The sequence below is a fragment of the Neisseria sp. HMSC078H04 genome, assembly GCF_001838135.1.
In the GTDB taxonomy this organism is placed as follows: Bacteria; Pseudomonadota; Gammaproteobacteria; order Burkholderiales; family Neisseriaceae; genus Neisseria.
On sequence record NZ_KV835850.1, the window covers coordinates 1 to 18,416 of the forward strand.

At 48.5% G+C, this 18,416-nt stretch carries 17 protein-coding genes and 1 tRNA gene; 14 read left to right on the top strand and 4 right to left on the bottom strand.

Annotated features, from left to right (window positions below):
* Positions 1-196: 196 nt before the first annotated feature.
* The 6 genes from hpnD to apaG all read left to right on the top strand — a co-directional run bounded on the left by hpnD (position 197) and on the right by apaG (position 5,254).
* Positions 197-1,045, top strand: coding sequence for a presqualene diphosphate synthase HpnD (hpnD, locus tag HMPREF2560_RS07715; protein ID WP_070607643.1), 849 nt, complete (start codon positions 197-199; stop codon positions 1,043-1,045).
* Entirely contained in the window at positions 1,042-2,349 is a 1,308-nt protein-coding gene (gene hpnE / locus HMPREF2560_RS07720; protein ID WP_070607641.1) for a hydroxysqualene dehydroxylase HpnE, read from the top strand. The genes hpnD and hpnE overlap by 4 nt, the downstream gene beginning before the upstream one ends.
* Positions 2,350-2,444: 95 nt before the next feature.
* Complete coding sequence (locus HMPREF2560_RS07725; RefSeq protein ID WP_049331115.1) at positions 2,445-3,164, top strand: SDR family oxidoreductase; 720 nt, start codon at positions 2,445-2,447, stop codon at positions 3,162-3,164.
* A 187-nt stretch (positions 3,165-3,351) separates the two neighbouring features.
* A complete protein-coding gene (gene thiL, locus HMPREF2560_RS07730) occupies positions 3,352-4,308 on the top strand; it encodes a thiamine-phosphate kinase (RefSeq protein WP_070607638.1) in 957 nt (318 codons plus the stop codon).
* Entirely contained in the window at positions 4,301-4,789 is a 489-nt protein-coding gene (locus HMPREF2560_RS07735) for a phosphatidylglycerophosphatase A family protein (protein ID WP_049350702.1), read from the top strand. Before thiL ends, HMPREF2560_RS07735 begins: the two co-directional genes overlap by 8 nt.
* Positions 4,790-4,885: 96 nt before the next feature.
* Complete coding sequence (gene apaG, locus HMPREF2560_RS07740; RefSeq protein WP_003682575.1) at positions 4,886-5,254, top strand: Co2+/Mg2+ efflux protein ApaG; 369 nt, start codon at positions 4,886-4,888, stop codon at positions 5,252-5,254.
* A 66-nt stretch (positions 5,255-5,320) separates the two neighbouring features.
* On the opposite strand, the gene HMPREF2560_RS07745 is transcribed toward apaG, so the two are convergent.
* On the bottom strand, positions 5,321-5,617 hold the full coding sequence (locus tag HMPREF2560_RS07745) for a DUF2288 domain-containing protein (protein WP_004520632.1): 297 nt from the start codon (positions 5,615-5,617) through the stop codon (positions 5,321-5,323).
* Between the two features lie 270 nt (positions 5,618-5,887).
* Between HMPREF2560_RS07745 and HMPREF2560_RS07755 the strand changes: the two genes are divergently transcribed.
* The 4 genes from HMPREF2560_RS07755 to HMPREF2560_RS07770 all read left to right on the top strand — a co-directional run bounded on the left by HMPREF2560_RS07755 (position 5,888) and on the right by HMPREF2560_RS07770 (position 10,155).
* Positions 5,888-6,613, top strand: a complete 726-nt coding sequence (locus tag HMPREF2560_RS07755; RefSeq protein ID WP_070607635.1) for a metal ABC transporter ATP-binding protein — start codon at positions 5,888-5,890, stop codon at positions 6,611-6,613.
* A 76-nt stretch (positions 6,614-6,689) separates the two neighbouring features.
* Positions 6,690-7,565, top strand: a complete 876-nt coding sequence (locus tag HMPREF2560_RS07760; protein WP_070607633.1) for a metal ABC transporter permease — start codon at positions 6,690-6,692, stop codon at positions 7,563-7,565.
* Positions 7,566-7,644: 79 nt separating this feature from the next.
* Entirely contained in the window at positions 7,645-8,550 is a 906-nt protein-coding gene (locus tag HMPREF2560_RS07765; protein WP_141748413.1) for a metal ABC transporter solute-binding protein, Zn/Mn family, read from the top strand.
* Between the two features lie 267 nt (positions 8,551-8,817).
* A complete protein-coding gene (locus HMPREF2560_RS07770; RefSeq protein WP_070607627.1) occupies positions 8,818-10,155 on the top strand; it encodes a sodium-dependent transporter in 1,338 nt (445 codons plus the stop codon).
* A gap of 127 nt (positions 10,156-10,282) precedes the next feature.
* Here HMPREF2560_RS07770 and HMPREF2560_RS07775 read toward each other — a convergent pair whose 3' ends face one another.
* Positions 10,283-12,259 carry a TonB-dependent copper receptor gene (locus HMPREF2560_RS07775; RefSeq protein ID WP_070607624.1) on the bottom strand — a complete coding sequence of 659 codons (1,977 nt, stop codon included), beginning with the start codon at positions 12,257-12,259 and terminating at the stop codon, positions 10,283-10,285.
* Between the two features lie 427 nt (positions 12,260-12,686).
* On the opposite strand from HMPREF2560_RS07775, the gene HMPREF2560_RS07780 reads away from it, so the two are divergent.
* Positions 12,687-13,460, top strand: a complete 774-nt coding sequence (locus tag HMPREF2560_RS07780) for a FadR/GntR family transcriptional regulator (protein ID WP_070589682.1) — start codon at positions 12,687-12,689, stop codon at positions 13,458-13,460.
* Positions 13,461-13,570: 110 nt separating this feature from the next.
* Entirely contained in the window at positions 13,571-14,764 is a 1,194-nt protein-coding gene (locus HMPREF2560_RS07785; RefSeq protein WP_070607622.1) for an amino acid aminotransferase, read from the top strand.
* Between the two features lie 91 nt (positions 14,765-14,855).
* On the opposite strand, the gene HMPREF2560_RS07790 is transcribed toward HMPREF2560_RS07785, so the two are convergent.
* A tRNA-Arg gene (locus HMPREF2560_RS07790) sits at positions 14,856-14,931 on the bottom strand.
* A gap of 285 nt (positions 14,932-15,216) precedes the next feature.
* Here HMPREF2560_RS07790 and HMPREF2560_RS07795 point away from each other — a divergent pair.
* Together HMPREF2560_RS07795 and glmM are read left to right on the top strand one after the other, a co-directional pair.
* Positions 15,217-16,074: a c-type cytochrome gene (locus tag HMPREF2560_RS07795; protein WP_070607619.1), complete on the top strand. Its 858-nt coding sequence runs from the start codon at positions 15,217-15,219 to the stop codon at positions 16,072-16,074.
* Positions 16,075-16,272: 198 nt separating this feature from the next.
* On the top strand, positions 16,273-17,610 hold the full coding sequence (glmM, locus tag HMPREF2560_RS07800) for a phosphoglucosamine mutase (RefSeq protein ID WP_004520640.1): 1,338 nt from the start codon (positions 16,273-16,275) through the stop codon (positions 17,608-17,610).
* Between the two features lie 76 nt (positions 17,611-17,686).
* On the opposite strand, the gene lolA is transcribed toward glmM, so the two are convergent.
* Positions 17,687-18,307: an outer membrane lipoprotein periplasmic chaperone LolA gene (gene lolA / locus HMPREF2560_RS07805; RefSeq protein ID WP_070735081.1), complete on the bottom strand. Its 621-nt coding sequence runs from the start codon at positions 18,305-18,307 to the stop codon at positions 17,687-17,689.
* Positions 18,308-18,416 lie beyond the last annotated feature (109 nt).

Consider the following 18,416-nt stretch of genomic DNA (forward strand, 5'->3'; position numbering starts at 1 on the left):
ACTCTTTGATACAGCTGTTGGTGGTGATGCTGCTGGTTTCGATCTTGGCGACGGTGGATATTAGGCCGTCTGAAAGATACTTAAGAATAGCTTTCAGACGGCCTTGTTGTAAGATGAGTTTTTGATATTGGCGTACTTTTTTAAATACAGATAAAATCCCTGCTAATTATTTATAACGATATTTTTAGGATACACAGTGCTTGCTTTAGATTATTGTCGTCAAAAGGCTGCGGAAAGCCATTCCAGTTTTTTATCCGGTTTTCGTTTTTTATCAGTAGAAAAACGAAATGCGATCACTGTTTTATATGCTTTTTGTCGCGAACTGGATGATGTGGTCGATGGCTGTACCGATCCGAATGTGGCTCAGATTACCTTGAATTGGTGGCGCAGTGATTTGGAGAAAGTGTTTAATAATGAGATGCCTGAGCATCCCGTTCATCAAGCTTTAAAGGATATTCGGGCAAGTTTTGATTTGCCGAAGAATGAATTTGAAGCTTTGATTGATGGCATGCAGATGGATTTGGTGCAGGCTCGTTATGGTAGTTTTGATGAATTAAAGCTGTATTGTCACCGTGTTGCTGGAGTTGTGGGGCGTCTTATTGCACGGATTTTAGGTTTTTCAAATCCCCAAACTTTGGAATATGCGGAAAAAATGGGCTTGGCTTTGCAGTTGACGAACATTATTCGTGATGTGGGCGAAGATGCGCGGCAGGGAAGAATTTATCTGCCGATAGAGGAAATGCAGAAATTTGATGTGCCTGCCAACGTCATCATGCAGTGTAAACCGACAGACAATTTTGCGAAATTAATGCAGTTTCAAGTGGATAGGGCCCGTGAAACTTATCGTGAGGCTATGTTGCTTTTGCCGACTGCGGATAAGAAATCGCAAAAAGTCGGCCTGATTATGGCGGCCATTTATTATGCGTTGTTAAATGAAATCGACCGTGATGGTGCGCAAAATGTGTTGACTTACAAAATTGCGATTCCTTCTCCCCGTAAAAAACGTATTGCTTTGAAAACTTGGCTGTTTGGATTTAAACCATGAATATTCGGCGTCCAAAAATTGCTGTGATTGGTGCCGGTTGGGCAGGTTTGTCTGCGGCGGTTTCCCTGATTCAACGAGCTGATATTGCTTTGTTTGAAGCCGGGAGGCAAGCGGGCGGTAGGGCGCGTGCCTTAGCAGGGAAAGATGATGGATTCAGCTTTTTGGATAATGGGCAGCATATTTTATTGGGTGCGTATCATGGTGTTCAAACTTTGATGCAACATATTGGCGTTCAACCTGAATCAGCCTTTTTACGCCAGCCTTTGCAATGGTACATCCATGAGGGATTGCAATTTCAGACGGCCTCTCTGCCTGCGCCTTGGCATTTGCTTGTCGGTATCCTGCTTGCAAAAAATCTTTCCTTTTCATTGAAAATCAAATTGCTGTCGGATATGTCGGCATTGCAGCGGTGGGCAGGCCATCATAAAACTGATTTGACCGTTGCAAAGTGGTTGAGAACACGAAATGTTCCCCGCAGCCTGCTTGGCCAATTTTGGCAACCTTTGGTCTGGGGTGCTTTAAATACGCCGTTAGAACAGGCATCGTTGCGCATTTTATGCAATGTATTGAATGATGGCGTGTGGTCTGAAAAGGCGAACAGCGATTATCTTTTGCCTAAGCAGGATTTAGGGCGGATCGTAGCCGAACCGGCTTTGGATTTCCTGCACAAGCATGGTGCAAAAATACATCTTGAAACCCGTATTACACATTTAAACCATCATATCGATGGCCGAATTGAAATCAATGGCGAAGTATTTGATGCGGTGATTTTGGCTGTTGCGCCATATCATATTGACGCGCTTTTGCCTGAAGATACGCCTGACTATATTCAGACGGCCTATCAATCGTTGCATTACCATGCGATTACTACGGTTTATTTGCGTTATGCCCAAGCAGTCAAATTGCCTGCGCCTTTAACCGGGTTTGCTGATGGTACGGCGCAGTGGGTGCTGCATCGGGGGGCGTTGGGTTTGCCGGATAATGAAGTCGCGGTCGTCATCAGCGTTTCCGATTACACCGAGGCTTGGAAGGATAAAGATTTAGCCGAGAAAATTCATGCGGACATCAAGCGGATTTGTCCGGATTTGGATAAACCCGAAGCCGTACGCATTATTACGGAAAAACGCGCGACTACGGCGGCAACGGTTGATTTTGTACAACCTGATTTCTCATGGCTGCACCATCGCCGTATTTATCCGGCCGGCGACTACCTCCATCCGCGCTATCCGGCAACCTTGGAAGCGGCGGTTCAGTCAGGTTTTGCCGCGGCTGAAAAGCTTATGCTGGATTTGCGGTTTGAATAAACTGAGGCCGTCTGAATGTTCAGACGGCCTTTTTGACTTTACAAAACTTACCAAGCCGATACAATATCCGAAACCATAAAGTTCAAGGAAAAGTCATGACGACATTAGCGGACAAAACCATCTTGGTTACCGGCGCATCCCAAGGCTTGGGCGAGCAGGTTGCCAAAGCCTATGCGGCGGCCGGAGCGACTGTTATTTTGGTGGCGCGTCATCAAAAGCGTTTGGAAAAAGTATATGATGCCATTGTGGCTGCGGGCAGCCCAGAGCCGTTTGCCATCTGCTTTGATTTGATGAGCGCTGAGGAAAAAGAATTTAAACAGTTTGCGGAAACCATTGATGAAGCTACCGGCGGAAAATTGGATGGCGTGGTGCATTGCGCCAGCTATTTCTATGCTTTGTCGCCATTGGATTTCCAAACCGTATCAGAATGGGTCAACCAATACCGTATTAATACCGTGGCACCTATGGGTTTGACCCGTGCGCTGTTCCCATTGTTGAAGCAATCCGAAGACGCTTCTGTGATTTTTGTTGGCGAAAGCCACGGCGAAAAACCGCAAGCCTATTGGGGCGGTTTCGGTGCCTCCAAAGCCGCGCTCAATTATTTGTGTAAAGTGGCCGCGGATGAGTGGGAACGTTTTGACAACCTGCGTGCCAATGTTTTGGTGCCGGGTGCCATCAATTCGCCGCAACGTATCAAATCTCATCCGGGCGAATCGAAAAGCGAACGTAAAAACTACGAAGATGTCCTGCCGCAATTTATTTGGTGGGCAAGTCAAGAGAGCAGGGGGCGGACAGGCGAAATCGTCTATCTGTAAATCTACCTGCTCAGAGTGGTTTGAAAACATGAGGCCGTCTGAAATCTATATTTTCAGACGGCCTTTAACCTATTGAGTTTTATATCTAAATAGTGTTGAAGTGTAATGTTTGACGTTTTAGCAGGCAAACATCAGGCTGGCACAAAATTAGATATAGTAATCTAAGTTATAGTTATATTGGATAAATATGACGGAATTTGACTTTATCAGACAATATTTGCAGCGACAAAAATCGGAAGGTCTGATTTTGGGTATAGGGGACGATGCCGCTATTATTCGCCCAAGTAACGGATTTGATTTATGTTTTAGCGCTGATATGTTGATCAAAGGCAGACATTTTTTTGAAGATGTTTTGCCCGAAGATTTGGCATGGAAAATGCTTGCAGTAAATTTGTCCGATATGGCCGCAATGGGTGCCAAGCCGCGTTGGGTGTTGCTCAGTGCTGCGTTGCCTGAATTGAATCAAGACTGGCTCAAACGCTTTTGCGATAGCTTTTTTGCTTTGGCTGCGCGTTTTGATACGGTGTTGATTGGTGGTGATACCACCAAGGGCGATTTGGTCTTTAATGTAACAATAGTAGGTGAAGTTCCGACAGGGCATGCCCTGCGGCGTGATGCGGCCGAAGTCGGCGACGATATTTGGGTATCGGGTCGGTTGGGTTTGGCTGCCGCTGCGTTGAACAAACATCTGGGGCATTATCAATTGCCGTCTGAAATCATGGCGGTTTGCGATGATAAATTGCTCCGTCCGGAGCCGCGTGTTTCATTGGGTCAGGCATTGTTGCCATTTGCCCATGCTGCGCAAGATGTTTCAGACGGCCTGGCTCAAGATGTGGGACATATTTTAAAAGCCTCTGCTGTCGGAGCGGAAATATTTGCCGATTGTGTGCCGTCGTTGCCTGAATTGAAAAACGTTTTGTCGCGCGAGCAATGGTTGTCGGCAGTATTGGCCGGCGGCGATGATTACGAACTGATTTTTACTGCCGCTCCAGAAGACAGGGAACGCGTTTGTCAGGCAGCGAAACAAAGTGGCGTACCGGTCGCCCGAATTGGTAAAATGACTGACTCAGGCCGTCTGAATATTTTGGATGCCGAAGGCGGCGTATTGGAACTGACTTCTTTAGGATTTGATCATTTTGGCTGAACGTAAACCTACTTTTTCTTGGCTGTTGCACAAACCATTGTGTTTTTTAGGATTCGGTTTCGGCAGCGGCTTGTCGCCGGTTGCGCCGGGTACGGCCGGAACGCTGGCAGCATTACCTCTGGCTTTTGTATTGTGCCTGTTGGGCATAGACGGCTGGATATTGCTTTTATTGTGTATCGCCTTGTTTTTTTGGGGTATCCGCATTTGCGGTTATACCGAGAGGGAATTGGGTATTCAGGATTACGGCGGTATCGTCTGGGATGAAATTGTCGCGATGCTGCTGGTGCTGTCACTGATTCCGTTTAAATGGAGCTGGTGGCTGGCGGCTTTTATTATTTTCCGCTTGTTTGATGCGTTGAAACCATGGCCGATCAAATGGTTTGACCGGCGGATTCATGGAGGTTTAGGCATTATGCTTGATGATTTGATTGCGGCTGTGATGACCTTGATGGTCTTGGGCCTGTTTTATTGGATCGCGTGATGCGTTTTAAGTGTTTCGACCCTTTGCAAAAATAGGGCGGACACGCCGGAATTATCCGGATTGAAATAAAATAAATACCATACGGGGTAAACAATTATGAATGAAATCGAGATTAACGTGGAGCCGCGTTATATGGCCGGTCAGAGCGACGTCTATCGCGACCGCTACGCCTTCAATTATCTGATTACCATCTGCAACCGCAGTGATGAAATCATTACTTTGCGTCAGCGTTTTTGGGAAATTACCGACGGACACGGTGAGACAGAGCAGGTTGGTCATGCCGGCCTGATTGAAGAGCAACCTGTTTTGTACCCGGGCGAAGCCTACGAGTACAACAGCGGTTCGCAAATCAGCACGCCTTGGGGCAGTATCGAAGGCGCGTATGAATTTGAAGACAGCATCGGCAAACGTTTCGTTATCGGGGTGCCGAAGCTTGAATTTAAAGCAGGCTTTACTTTGCAATAGGCCGTCTGAAAAATGAAAAACCGGAACATGCGAAATGTTCCGGTTTTGTTTTTTCAGACGGCCTTATCAGTCTTTGCAGGGCTGTACCAATACCCACGGTGCCACGACAACCGCCCACATTTCCTGCTTATCTGCTAAAAATGTGCGCGCCATATCATCGCTGATGGCACCGAATTTGCCTTGTTCCATCCATTGTTTCAATGGCGCGGCTTCATCTTCGGCAACATGGCGGGCGACGGCGATCAAATCCAAATCAGGCGCAACATAGACGGCGGCACCGCGTGCGAAGTGGGGTTGCAGCTCTTCCCATGAAATGCGGGCGGTTTCGGTATTGAGTTTTTCGTTTAAGAGTGGAATAGACATAGGACAATCATCAAATAAAAAATGGATTGTAACCGATATTCGGCCTTTTGCCTGATGCCGTCTGAAAACGAAAGAAATTTACAGGGTTAACGTTATACAGTATCATTTTAATGTTTTAATTTTCTTTCAGACGGCCTGTTGTCCGTATTCGGGCAAGGGCGGTTTTAGGCTTATGAATTCTGTATTGTTGACCGGATTGCTGCAAAGGCTGCTGATTGCGCTTGCCGCATTGGCAGCGTTGTGGGCTGTATATTTTTGGGCGGTATCGCCATGAGTATCGTGGTAGAAAATCTAACGGTCAGCTATCAGCGCAGGCCGGTGGTGCACCATGTCGATATGGTGTTTGAAGATGGCAAGATGTGGACGATTTTCGGGCCGAACGGCGCGGGTAAATCGACCCTGCTCAAAGCCATTATGGGCTTGCAGAAGACGGACACGGGCAGCGTGCGCTATGAAAATATGGCGCGCAAGGACATTGCCTATCTGCCGCAGCAGTCGGATATTGACCGCAGCCAGCCGATGACGGTGTTTGAACTGGCGGCGATGGGGCTGTGGTATGAAATCGGCTTTTTCGGACGCGTGAACGCAGCGCAGAAAAAGCGCGTGATGGCGGCTTTGGAACGCGTGGAAATGCAGGATTTTGCCACGCGCCAAATCGCGCACTTATCTAATGGCCAATTCCAACGCGTATTGTTTGCGCGGATGCTGGTGCAGGATGCCAAATTTTTGCTGCTGGACGAACCGTTTAACGCGGTGGATGCGCGGACGACTTATGCGCTGTTGGAAGTTTTGCGCCAGTGCCATCAGGACGGTCAGGCAGTGATTGCCGTGTTGCATGATTACGAGCAGGTCAGGGCATATTTTGCCAACACGCTGCTTTTGGCGCGTGAGAAAGTGACTGCCGGTGCGACGGAAAATGTGTTGACCGATGAATTTTTGGCGCAGGCAAACCGAATGATGCAGAAGCAGGAAGCGGCCGATTGGTGCGCGGTTTAATGGACAAGGCCGTCTGAAAGTGAGTATTTTTCAGACGGCCTAAGGCTTTCAGAGATTAATAAAAAAGCGATAAAACATGGATTTATATGATTTGGTCGTCGCGCCGTTCGTCGAATTCGACTTTATGCGCTATGCCTTGGCGTCGATTTTCTGCCTGGCATTGAGCGCGGCGCCTGTCGGTGTATTTTTGGTGATGCGCCGCATGAGTTTGGTGGGCGATGCCTTGAGCCATGCAGTTTTGCCCGGTGCGGCTATTGGCTATATGTTTGCCGGTTTGAGTTTGCCTGCGATGAGTGTCGGCGGTTTTGTGGCCGGTTTGCTGATGGCGTTGTTGGCAGGATTGGTCAGCCGGTTTACTTCATTGAAAGAAGACGCGAACTTTGCCGCATTTTATTTGAGCAGCCTCGCCATCGGTGTGGTTTTGGTCAGCAAAAACGGCAGCAGCGTCGATTTGCTGCATTTGCTGTTTGGCTCGGTATTGGCAGTGGATATTCCGGCTTTGCAGCTGATTGCCGTTTCTGCGAGTGTCACTATTTTGCTGATGGCTGTGATGTTCCGTCCGCTGGTGTTGGAAAGCATAGACCCTTTGTTCCTCAAGGCTGTCGGCGGTAAGGGCGGCTTTTGGCATGTGTTGTTTTTGGTGCTGGTCGTAATGAATTTGGTTGCCGGTTTTCAGGCATTGGGTACGCTGATGTCGGTAGGCTTGATGATGTTGCCGGCGATTACCGCCAGACTGTGGGCAAAAAGCATGGGTTGGCTGATGATTTTGTCTGTCGCATTGGCTTTGCTTTGCGGCTTGGCAGGACTGTTGTTTTCCTATCATATCGAAATCCCGTCCGGCCCGGCGATTATTTTATGCTGCGGCACGCTTTACCTGATTTCCGTCGTGTTCGGTTGGGAAGGCGGTATTTTGGCAAAATGGCTGCGCCGCAAGAAACACCGCACGGCATGATTTTTCAGACGGCCGCTTGAATAATCAGGCGGTCTGTTTTATGATGATGTTAATGTTACGTTATATCACTGGAGAGAATATGAAACATTGGAAACTCGGCATCGTTGCCGCATTATTGACCGGTGCCGCTTATGCCGCTCCGCTGCCTGTTGTGACCAGCTTCAGCATTTTGGGCGACGTGGCCAAACAGATTGGTGGCGACCGCGTGGCCGTTCAAAGCTTGGTGGGCCCTAACCAAGACAGCCATGCATACCACATGACCAGTGGCGACATCAAAAAAATCCGCAGTGCCAAATTGGTATTGCTTAACGGTTTGGGCTTGGAGGCCGCCGATGTACAGCGCGCCGTCAAACAGAGCAAGGTGCCTTTCGCGGAAGCGACCAAAGGCATTCAGGCTTTGAAAGCAGAAGAGGACGGCCATCATCATGACCACGATCATGAAGGCTATCATCACGATCATGGTGAGTTTGATCCGCACGTTTGGACCGACCCCGTCCTGATGGGTACTTATGCGCAAAACGTTGCCAATGCGCTGATTCAAGCCGACCCTGAGGGCAAAACCTACTATCAGCAACGTTTGGGCAACTATCAAATGCAGCTGAAAAAACTGCACAGTGATGCGCAGGCTGCCTTTAATGCCGTACCTGCCGCCAAGCGTAAAGTCTTGACCGGACACGATGCGTTCTCTTACATGGGCAAACGCTACAATATTGAATTCATCGCCCCTCAAGGCGTGAGCAGCGAAGCCGAGCCGTCTGCCAAACAAGTGGCTTCCATCATCCGCCAAATCAAACGCGAGGGCATTAAAGCCGTCTTTACTGAAAACATCAAAGACACGCGCATGATTGACCGTATTGCCAAAGAAACAGGCGTCAATGTCAGCGGACGTTTGTATTCCGATGCATTGGGTGGCGCACCGGCCAACAGCTATATCGGCATGTACCGCTACAATGTCAAAGTTATGACCGATGCCATGAAAAAATAAAGCGGCTTAAGGATAAAGGCCGTCTGAAACCTTAAAAACAAGGTTTCAGACGGCCTTTTATATGCTTGTTTTTAAAATAAACCGTCAAATTTAGAATATAAAAATAAAATTTATGCTATTGAAAGTTTAATTATCAAAAATTCATGCTAATTTGCTTGGTAAGTACGCACCATCCGTGCGAATTACTTATCGACTGTCTGCCGGCCACTCACGGCTTGACTTCACCCTGTTACAATTCGGCATCTTCACGTTTCTTAATATTACATCATGAGCAACCATTCATCTTGGTCATCTAAAATCGGCTTTGTGCTTGCTGCGGCAGGCTCGGCCATCGGTTTGGGTGCAATTTGGAAATTCCCTTATACGGCCGGTACAAACGGTGGCGCCGTATTCTTTCTTTTGTTTTTGATTTTTACGATTTTGGTGGCTTTGCCGGTTCAACTGGCCGAGTTTTACATCGGCCGCACGGGCGGTAAAAATGCCATCGACTCCTTCAAAGTATTGCGCCCCGGTTCGCAGTGGCCGTGGGTTGGTCGCATGGGTGTGGCCGCGTGTTTTATTTTGCTGTCGTTTTACAGCGTGGTCGGCGGCTGGGTATTGAACTACGTCGTACACAGCTTTACTGGCGAAATTCATGTTGGCGCAGACTTTAAGGCTCTGTTTGAAAATACGATTTCTTCGCCGTTTGGTTCGCTGTTTTACCAAGGATTGTTTATGCTGATTACCATTTGGGTGGTCAAAGGCGGCGTTTCAGACGGCATTGAAAAGGCAAACCGCGTGTTGATGCCGGGTTTGTTTATCCTCTTTATCGCGTTGGCTGTCCGTTCGCTGACCTTGCCCGGCGCAATGGAGGGCGTGGCATTCTTGTTGAAACCGGATTGGTCGTATTTGAAACCGGGTACGATGCTGACTGCTTTGGGACAGGCGTTTTTTGCCTTGAGTATCGGCGTGTCCGCGATGATTACCTATGCTTCGTATTTGGGTAAAGATCAGGATATGTTCCGTTCCGGCCATATGATTATGTGGATGAACCTGTTTGTGTCGCTGCTGGCCGGTTTGGTGATTTTCCCTGCGGTATTTGCCTTCGGTTTTGAACCCGGTCAAGGCCCTGGTTTGATTTTTGTTGTGTTGCCTGCGGTCTTCATGAAAATGCCGATGGGTACGTATTTGTTTGCTGTGTTCATGCTGTTGGTTGTTTTTGCCACGCTGACTTCCGCGTTTTCCATGCTGGAAACCGTTATCGCGGCAACCATCCGCCAAGACGAGAAAAAGCGCAGCAGCCATGCTTGGGTAACCGGCATTGCGATTTTTATAGTCGGTATTCCTTCAGCGCTGTCTTTCGGTGTATGGAGCGAGTTTAAAATTTTCGGCAAAACCATTTTTGATTTGTGGGATTTTATTATTTCCGCCGTCATCATGCCGATTGGCGCATTGAGCGTTGCCGTGTTTACAGCATGGGTTCAGGACAAACAGTCCGTCCTGCGTGATGCGGGCATGGGCAGTACCATTCCGAAACAGTTGCTTTATCTGTGGCTGGGTGCGCTTCGCTATCTTGCGCCGATTGCGATTATTGTCGTGTTCATCAACTCTTTGGGTTTGATTTAATCCGATAGTGAGCAAACAGTCCGGCGTTGTATTGTTTCGCCGGACTGTTTGTTTAAAACATCATTAAGAAATATCAAGGCCGTCTGAAAATTTTTCAGACGGCCTTTTTATATACGCGCGAGGCTGATTAGAACTTCGCTTGCAGTCTCAGCCATGCAGTACGGCCGGGCTCGTTCACACGCATGGTTTGAGTACCGGCAGACGGGTCTCCACCACGGCTGACGAATTCAGCATAGGTTTTGTTGAACACGTTGTCCACGCCGCCTTGCAATGTGGCGTATTTGCTGAATTTCCAACCGGCGTTGAGCGAGAGTACGCCAAAGCCTGAAGAGGCCCCGATGTCTTGGCCGACGATATTGCCTTGGCCTTTGCTGTAACGGTTTTGTTTGGCTACGACGCGCCATAATGCGCCCGCGCTGAATTTGCCGTTGTCAAAGGCGAGGGTATTGTTCCACTCGAGCGGCGGAGTTTGTGCCAAAGGTTTGCCGTCGGTACGGTTTTTGCCGTGGGTGTAGGCGAGGCTGGTGCCGACTTCCCAGTTAGGCGCAAATGTCCATTTGACTTCGGCTTCGCCGCCAAAGCGTGAAGCATTGATGTTGCGTACGTTGAAATCCATGCCTTGGCGCTCCATCATGATGAAGTCTTTGATGTTGCTGCCGAATACGGATACAGACGCGTGGAGGTTAGGACGTTTCCAGATTACACCTGCATCGATTTGGCGGTTTTGCTCTGCTCGGATAGCTTTGTTTTCAGAGCGCAGGCGTTCCCAGTAGTCAGGTGCACGTTCGGCAATACCGAAGCCGGCATAGTATTTCAGGCCGTTGTCCGTATTTCTTTCCCAACGCAGGAAGCCTGAGTTCAAATTGAATTTTTGATGTTTCAAAACGGGGTCAGTCACGCGCGCGGTATCGTAATGCGCTTTGACTTGGTCATGGCGCAAACCTGCTACCCAGCGTTGATTATCGGCTTGCTGCCAAGAGGCTTCGGTGAAAATACCCCATTGTTTGAAACTTTGGTTGGGCATGTAAGGCTTGTGGCTGTAGCCGTCGCCACCACGCTCATGACGCGCGACGTGGACGTCATCCAAATAATCCAAACCGGTTTGCAGGTTGAGCTTGTCCCAGTCGAAAGTGGCTTTCAGACGGCCTGTATCGGTATTACGTTTAGGGTTGTTGGCATTTTTAATCTGCTTGCCGGCAGGATTGTAGATGGTACGCAGGCTGTATGTGTCCATCACGTGGTCGATTTCGCTTTTACCGTAGCGCAGTTCCAACTCGCTGAACCATGGAGTAAGGTTGCGTTGGGTAAAGCGGATGTTCCATGCATCACGGTCGAATTTGCTGCCGTCCATCATGCGGTCGGCGTAGGCAACCTTGGCTCTGCTGCGTTCGTATGTGCCGGCAATGGTGGTGTTTTCTGTCGGGGTAACACCCAGTTGCAACATTTGGCTGTCGCGTTTGAAGTGGGAGTGAATGCGGTTGCCGTCGCCGTCTTTGTAATCGTCGGCTTCGTTATGGGAGATATTGGTACGGACATAGCCGTATTTGCCGCCGAACTCGGCTTCCAGCGAGCCGTCAAGGCGGTCGTTGCTGCCCGCCGTCAGGGTGGCGTTGATGTTGTAAGGTTTTTCAGTGAAATCAGGATCTTTACGGATAAATTGCACCGAGCCGCTGACCAAGCCCATACCTTGGGTAACGGTTTGCGGGCCTTTGGTGACCACGACTTTATCAAATGAATTTGGGTGAATATAGGCAGTCGGCGGGTCCATGCGCATACCGCAACCGCCATAAATAAACTGGTCGTCGGCGTTAACGGACAAGCGCGAGCCGCCCAAGCCACGGAACAGCGGATCGCCCGAGCTGCCGCCTTTGCGGATGATGCTCATATTAGGCACGGATTGCAAAAGGTCTGCCCCGTCACCGGCAGGGAGGGGTTGCAAAGCAGCTTTGGGGTTGAAAGTAACGCGGTTGGCTTTTTCTTGTTGTGTGCCGGTGACGGTGACAGGGGAAAGGGTAACAGTTTCTTCAGGTACAGGATCAGTGTCTGCCCATGCTTGGGATACGGCTAAGACGATAGGCAAGATAAGTAATGGTGGGTATTTCATGTGGTTTCTCTCTATTATTAAGTGTCATGTCGAGTAATACTTAAGTAGTATATATAAAGTTTAATAAAATTAAAACATACTGTTTTTAACTTATATCAATATTTATCATTTTATTTGCATGTTTTGCTGGTTCGTGATTTGGTTATACCAGTGATGGTAAAATTTGATTCTTCTTAAGCAGTTAATGAAAATACCAATATGGGTTTAAACTTGATTATTTGGAATTTCATTAATTTAATTATTTAACTAAAAGCAAGAAGATATTTGGTATAGAAAGCGTCATTTGCTTATGATTTTCTATTGATGTTGCGATTTGATAACATTTCTTGACGAAAAAATAGGAGATTGATTAGAATGGGCGGCCAATTGGTCAATCCAATTTATGGCCGTCTGAATAAAACTGTCCTTCAATCATCAGGAATACAACATGACGAAATTGGTTCGTCCGCAGAAAATCAGCGATCAGGTTTTAGCCGTTTTGGAAGAACGTATCGCTACCGGCATTTATGAAGAAGGCAGTAAATTGCCTCCCGAACGTACGCTTGCGGAAGAATTCGGCGTATCGCGTCCGTCGGTCAGGGTGGCATTGAATATCTTGATTGCCAAGCAGGTTTTGGAAGCGCGGCAGGGCGATGGCTATTATGTTTCCGTCAAGCCGCAACAGGATTTTTTACAAAGCTGGCAGGAGTTGCTCGGCAAACATACCAATTGGGAAACAGATGTATTCGATTTCAGCTGTCACGTTGAAGGCTGTATGGCGGCGCTGGCCGCCGAAAGACGGACTGATGCTGATTTGAAACGCATTGACTTCTGGCGGCAGAAGTTCGAGACGGCCTGTGAAAGCGGAAATTTGGAGCATCAAGCCGAAGCAGACGTCAGCTTCCATCAAACCATTGCCGATGCTGCACACAATATCCTATTCAGTCATCTTTCCAGTAGCCTGCTCAAAATGCTTTATCAGCAAACACGCAGCGGCATTATCTATATCCATCAAACCGAAGACCCGCGCCCGACATTGATTGCCCAGCACCGCGCTATTTTTGAAGCCGTTGCGCAGGCCAAACCGGCGGAGGCTGCTGAAGCGGCCAAGCTACATTTGAATTATGTCGCCCGCCGCATTTTGCAGGACAGGGAATATCAAAGCCGCAGCGAGCATGCGGATGTATTGGCGCAAAATGATTTGAAACGGGTAGATTGGTAGCGTTTAAAAATAATCAGGCCGTCTGAATTTTTCAGACGGCCTGATTTTGCAAACAAAGCCTTTTAGTGCCACAATCTTCATCAATTCTGTCTGAAAACAAAGGAAGCACCATGTACCGTCATGTCGAGTATTATCCGGGCGACCCGATTTTGAGTTTGGTTGAAACCTTCAAACGCGACGAGCGTCCTGAAAAAGTCAATTTGAGCATAGGCATTTATTTTGATGACGAAGGTAAAATGCCGGTTTTGGAATCTGTCCGCCGGGCAGAAGCAGAGCGTGCGGCCGTACCGCGACCATCGCCTTATCTGCCGATGGAAGGTTTGGACACTTATCGAAGCGCGGTTCAGCGTTTGTTGTTTGGCAAGGATAATCCGGCATTGGCAGAAGGGCGTGTTGCTACCGTACAGACTTTAGGCGGTTCGGGGGCGTTGAAAGTCGGTGCCGACTTTTTGCACCGTTGGTTCCCCAATGCAAAAGCCTATGTCAGCGATCCGACTTGGGACAATCATAAAGGCATTTTTGAAGGCGCAGGTTTTGAAGTGGGGACGTATCCTTATTACAATCCTGAAACCGTCGGCGTGAAATTTGAAGAAATGACTGCGTTTTTCAAAACATTGCCGGAAAACAGCGTCTTGATTTTGCATCCATGCTGTCAAAACCCGACCGGCGTAGATATGTCGCAAGCGCAATGGGATGAGGTGTTGGACATCATCAAAACGCACAAGCTGATTCCGTTTATGGATATTGCCTATCAAGGTTTCGGCGAGGATTTGGACAGCGATGCCTATGCAATCCGTAAAGCCGTCGAAATGGGTCTGCCTTTGTTTGTCAGCAACTCTTTCTCGAAAAATCTGTCGCTGTACGGCGAGCGCGTCGGCGGTTTGAGCGTAGTGTGTCCCAATAAGGAAGAAGCAGAGCTGGTGTTCGGACAGTTGAAATTTACCATCCGCCGCATTTATTCCAGCCCTGCTGCGCATGGTGCATATATTGCGTCTGATGTGATGAACAGCGATGATTTGCGCGCTTTGTGGGAAAACGAGGTTTACGCCATGCGCGACCGCATCCGTGCCATGCGCCAGAAACTTTATGATGTTTTGACGGCAAAAATCCCCAATCGCGATTTCAGCTATTTCATCAAACAGCGCGGCATGTTCAGCTATACGGGTCTGACCGTAGAGCAGGTGCACCGCCTGCGCGACGAGTTTGCCGTTTATTTGCTGGATTCGGGCAGGATGTGTGTGGCCGGTTTGAATGCATCGAATATTGATTATGTGGCCGAGGCATTTGCCAAAGTGTTGCAATAGCCGTTCAATCTGAAATTGAATGTAGTTTTATTTGAAGTAAATCAAAAGGCCGTCTGAAAAATTTTCATCTTTCAGACGGCCTCTTTATAATTGGCGCACCCAACAGGGATCGAACCTGTGACCTCCAGCTTCGGAAACTGACACTCTTCCAACTGAGCTATGGGTGCGGAAGCCGTAAGGTTAACGCATATTGGCTTTATTGGCAAAGTTTATCTTGAAAGTGTCTGAAAGTGGCATTGGCGGCCACTTTTTTGTATGGCTGGAATAATCAATTAATTACAAAGGCTTATAGATTTCAGACGGCCTTTTTGAGGATTTTTGCGTATCTTTTTCTCAAGATGGATTGGAAAGCCTTTGCGAATTCAGTATAATCCAGCAAAATATTGTTAATTGCGTTTAACACATAAACTATAACTTACAGCACAACCTAACCTAACGGCGAGGCCTACCAAATGAAACAACTCCGCGACCACAAAGCCCAAGGCTCTGCATTGTTCACCCTTGTGAGCGGTATCGTTATTGTTATTGCAGTGATTTTCTTCCTGATCAAATTGGCAGGAAGCGGTTCATTCGGCGATGTTAACGAAACAACCGAAGCTGCGACTCAAACCCGTATCCAACCAGTCGGCCAACTCAAACTGGGCGACGGCATCCCTGTCGGCGAACGTCAAGGCGACCAGATTTTCAACAAAATCTGTATCCAATGTCACGCGGCGGACAGCATTGTTCCTAATGCGCCTAAATTTGAAAACAAAGGCGATTGGGCTCCTCGTATCGCCCAAGGTTTTGATACTTTGTTCCAACACGCTTTGAACGGTTTCAACGCAATGCCTGCCAAAGGTGGTGCGGCTGATTTGACCGACCAAGAATTGAAACGCGCGATTACTTATATGGCCAACAAAGCCGGCGGTACTTTCCCTGATCCTGATGCTGCGGCTCCTGCCGATACCGCTGCTTCCGGCGAAGCTGCTTCAGCTCCAGCGGCTGATGCTGCAGCTCCTGCCGATGCTCCTAAAGCAGATGCCGCCAAGACTGAAGACAAAGGCGCAGCTGCCGGCGGTGCGGACGGTAAAAAAGTTTACGAAGCCAACTGCCAAGCATGTCACGGCGGTGCAGTTCCCGGTGTTCCTCATGTAGGCAAAAAAGAAGACTGGGCTCCTCGTATCAAACAAGGTAAAGACACCCTGCACAAACACGCACTCGAAGGCTTTAACGCAATGCCTGCCAAAGGCGGTAACGGCAGCCTGAGCGACGATGAAGTGAAAGCTGCAGTTGATTACATGGCTAATCAATCTGGTGCTAAATTCTAAGATTTGACTTTGAATCTCGAATAGAAAGCGCATTCTGTATAGGATGCGCTTTTTTCGTGCAGGAAGGTCTGATCTTGCTATAATACGGAAGTAGTAGATTGTGGTTTGTCTGAAAGATTCAGACGGCCTTCAAACACAATATTTTTTAAAGAAGTTCAACCATATTCACATACGACAAAACAATCACGGAGTTATCTCATGGCAAAAAAATATTTTGGTACTGACGGTGTGCGCGGCGAAGTCGGTCAATTCCCTATCAATCCTGATTTTGTCTTGAAATTGGGTTATGCGGCAGGTCAGGTTTTGGTACAGCACGAAGGCGAAATTAAACCGACCGTCTTAATTGGCAAAGACACGCGTATTTCAGGCTATATGCTGGAAGCCGCGCTGATTGCCGGCTTTACCGCCGCCGGTGTCAATGTTATTCAAACCGGCCCTCTGCCAACCCCGGGCGTAGCGTATCTGACCCGCGCTTTGCGTTTGTCTGCCGGTGTGATGATTTCTGCTTCTCATAACGTTTATTCCGACAACGGCATTAAATTCTTTGCCGAAGGCGGTGTGAAGCTGAGCGATGAAATCGAGTTGGAAATCGAAGCCAAAATCGATGAAGAAATGAAAACCCAGCCGTCCAGCCGTTTGGGCCGCGCGCGCCGGATTAATGGTGCGGATGATCGCTACATCGAATTCTGTAAATCCACTTTCCCAAGCCATTTGGACTTGCGCGGTCTGAAATTGGTGGTCGATACCGCCAATGGTGCAGGCTATGCGGTTGCGCCTAAAGTATTCCACGAGTTGGGTGCGCAAGTGGTCAGCATCGGTGATGAGCCAAACGGCTACAACATCAATGAGAAATGTGGTGCGACCCACCCGAAAGCTTTGCAAGCGGCTGTGTTGCAAAATGAAGCCGATTACGGCATTGCCTTGGATGGCGATGGCGACCGTTTGATGATGGTTGACCGCAATGGCAAAGTGTATGACGGCGACAGCCTGATTTATGTGATTGCCAAAGCACGTGCGCACGAAGGCGTGGAAATCGGCGGCGTAGTGGGTACAGTGATGACCAATATGGCGATGGAAGTTGCTTTAAAAGAGCAGGGCGTTGATTTCTGCCGCGCCAAAGTGGGCGACCGCTATGTGTTGGAACAGCTCCACCAACGCGGTTGGTTGATTGGCGGCGAAGCCAGCGGCCATATTTTGTGCATGGACAAACACAATACCGGTGACGGCATCATTTCCGCGCTGCAAGTTTTGGCCGCACTGCAAACCTTGAATCAAGACCTTGCCACCGTTTGCGCCGATTGGCAGCCGTATCCGCAAACCATGATCAACGTCCGCATCAAAAAAGGCCAAAACTGGCAGGACGCTTCCAAAGAGGCTTTGGCTGAAGTGGAAAAAGAACTCGAAGGCAAAGGCCGCGTGGTCTTGCGTGCATCCGGTACCGAGCCTGTCGTACGCGTGATGGTGGAAGCCAAGCAGGCAGACTGGGCGAAAAAAGGCGCAGAAAAAATTGCCGCTGCCATTCAAGGTCAAAAGTAACAGTGTGTTTGATTTTGAATTGAACTAAATAAAAGGCCGTCTGTTGTTCAGACGGCCTTTGTGTTTTATTAGAAGCTTAGTTGCTCAAGACATCAACGCCTTTAGGAGGCGTGAATTTGAACATACCGCTGGAAAGGTTAGGCTTGGTGTTCAAACCGCTGAAGCTGATGCTGGTTTGGTTGCCGAAGCTGTCTTTCAGCTGCATGGCGGCGAGGTTGTCGCCTTTGAAGCCGATGCGGATGTATTGGTAGCCGGCGTTGTTTTTCTTAGGTGTAGCCAAAACGTAGTCGATACCGTTGGCAGAGCCGTCTTCTTTCAGCGTGTAGCTGCTGTCCAATGCCGTTTTGTTGGAGAGGATGGCGGCAGGGCTGTCGCCGATGGTTTGGTCTTGTGAGGACTTGGTTACTTGCGCCAAATCTACGTCATAGAGCCAAATGGTTTTGCCGTCGCCGACGATGGTTTGTTTGTAGGGTTTGGTGTATTCCCATTTGAACAAGCCAGGGCGCAGGATTTTGAATGTACCGTATGTGGTTTGGGTTTTCTTTTTGCTGTGAACGGTTTGGCTGAAGTTGCCGCTGATACCGTCGGCGTCATTATTGAATTTTTTCAGGGCGTCCACTGCGCCGGCTTGTGCAAAGCCGATGGCTGAAGAAAGCAGAGCGGCAGCGGTCAGGGTGAGCAGTCGGGTAGTTTTCATGTTTTGGTTCCTTGTTCGGAGAGATGGGTTCAGTATAGACGTTATGGTGTAACAGGCAAGGGGCTGAATGGAGGGTTTAATTTGTGTAAATATGAAAAATCCAATCAAG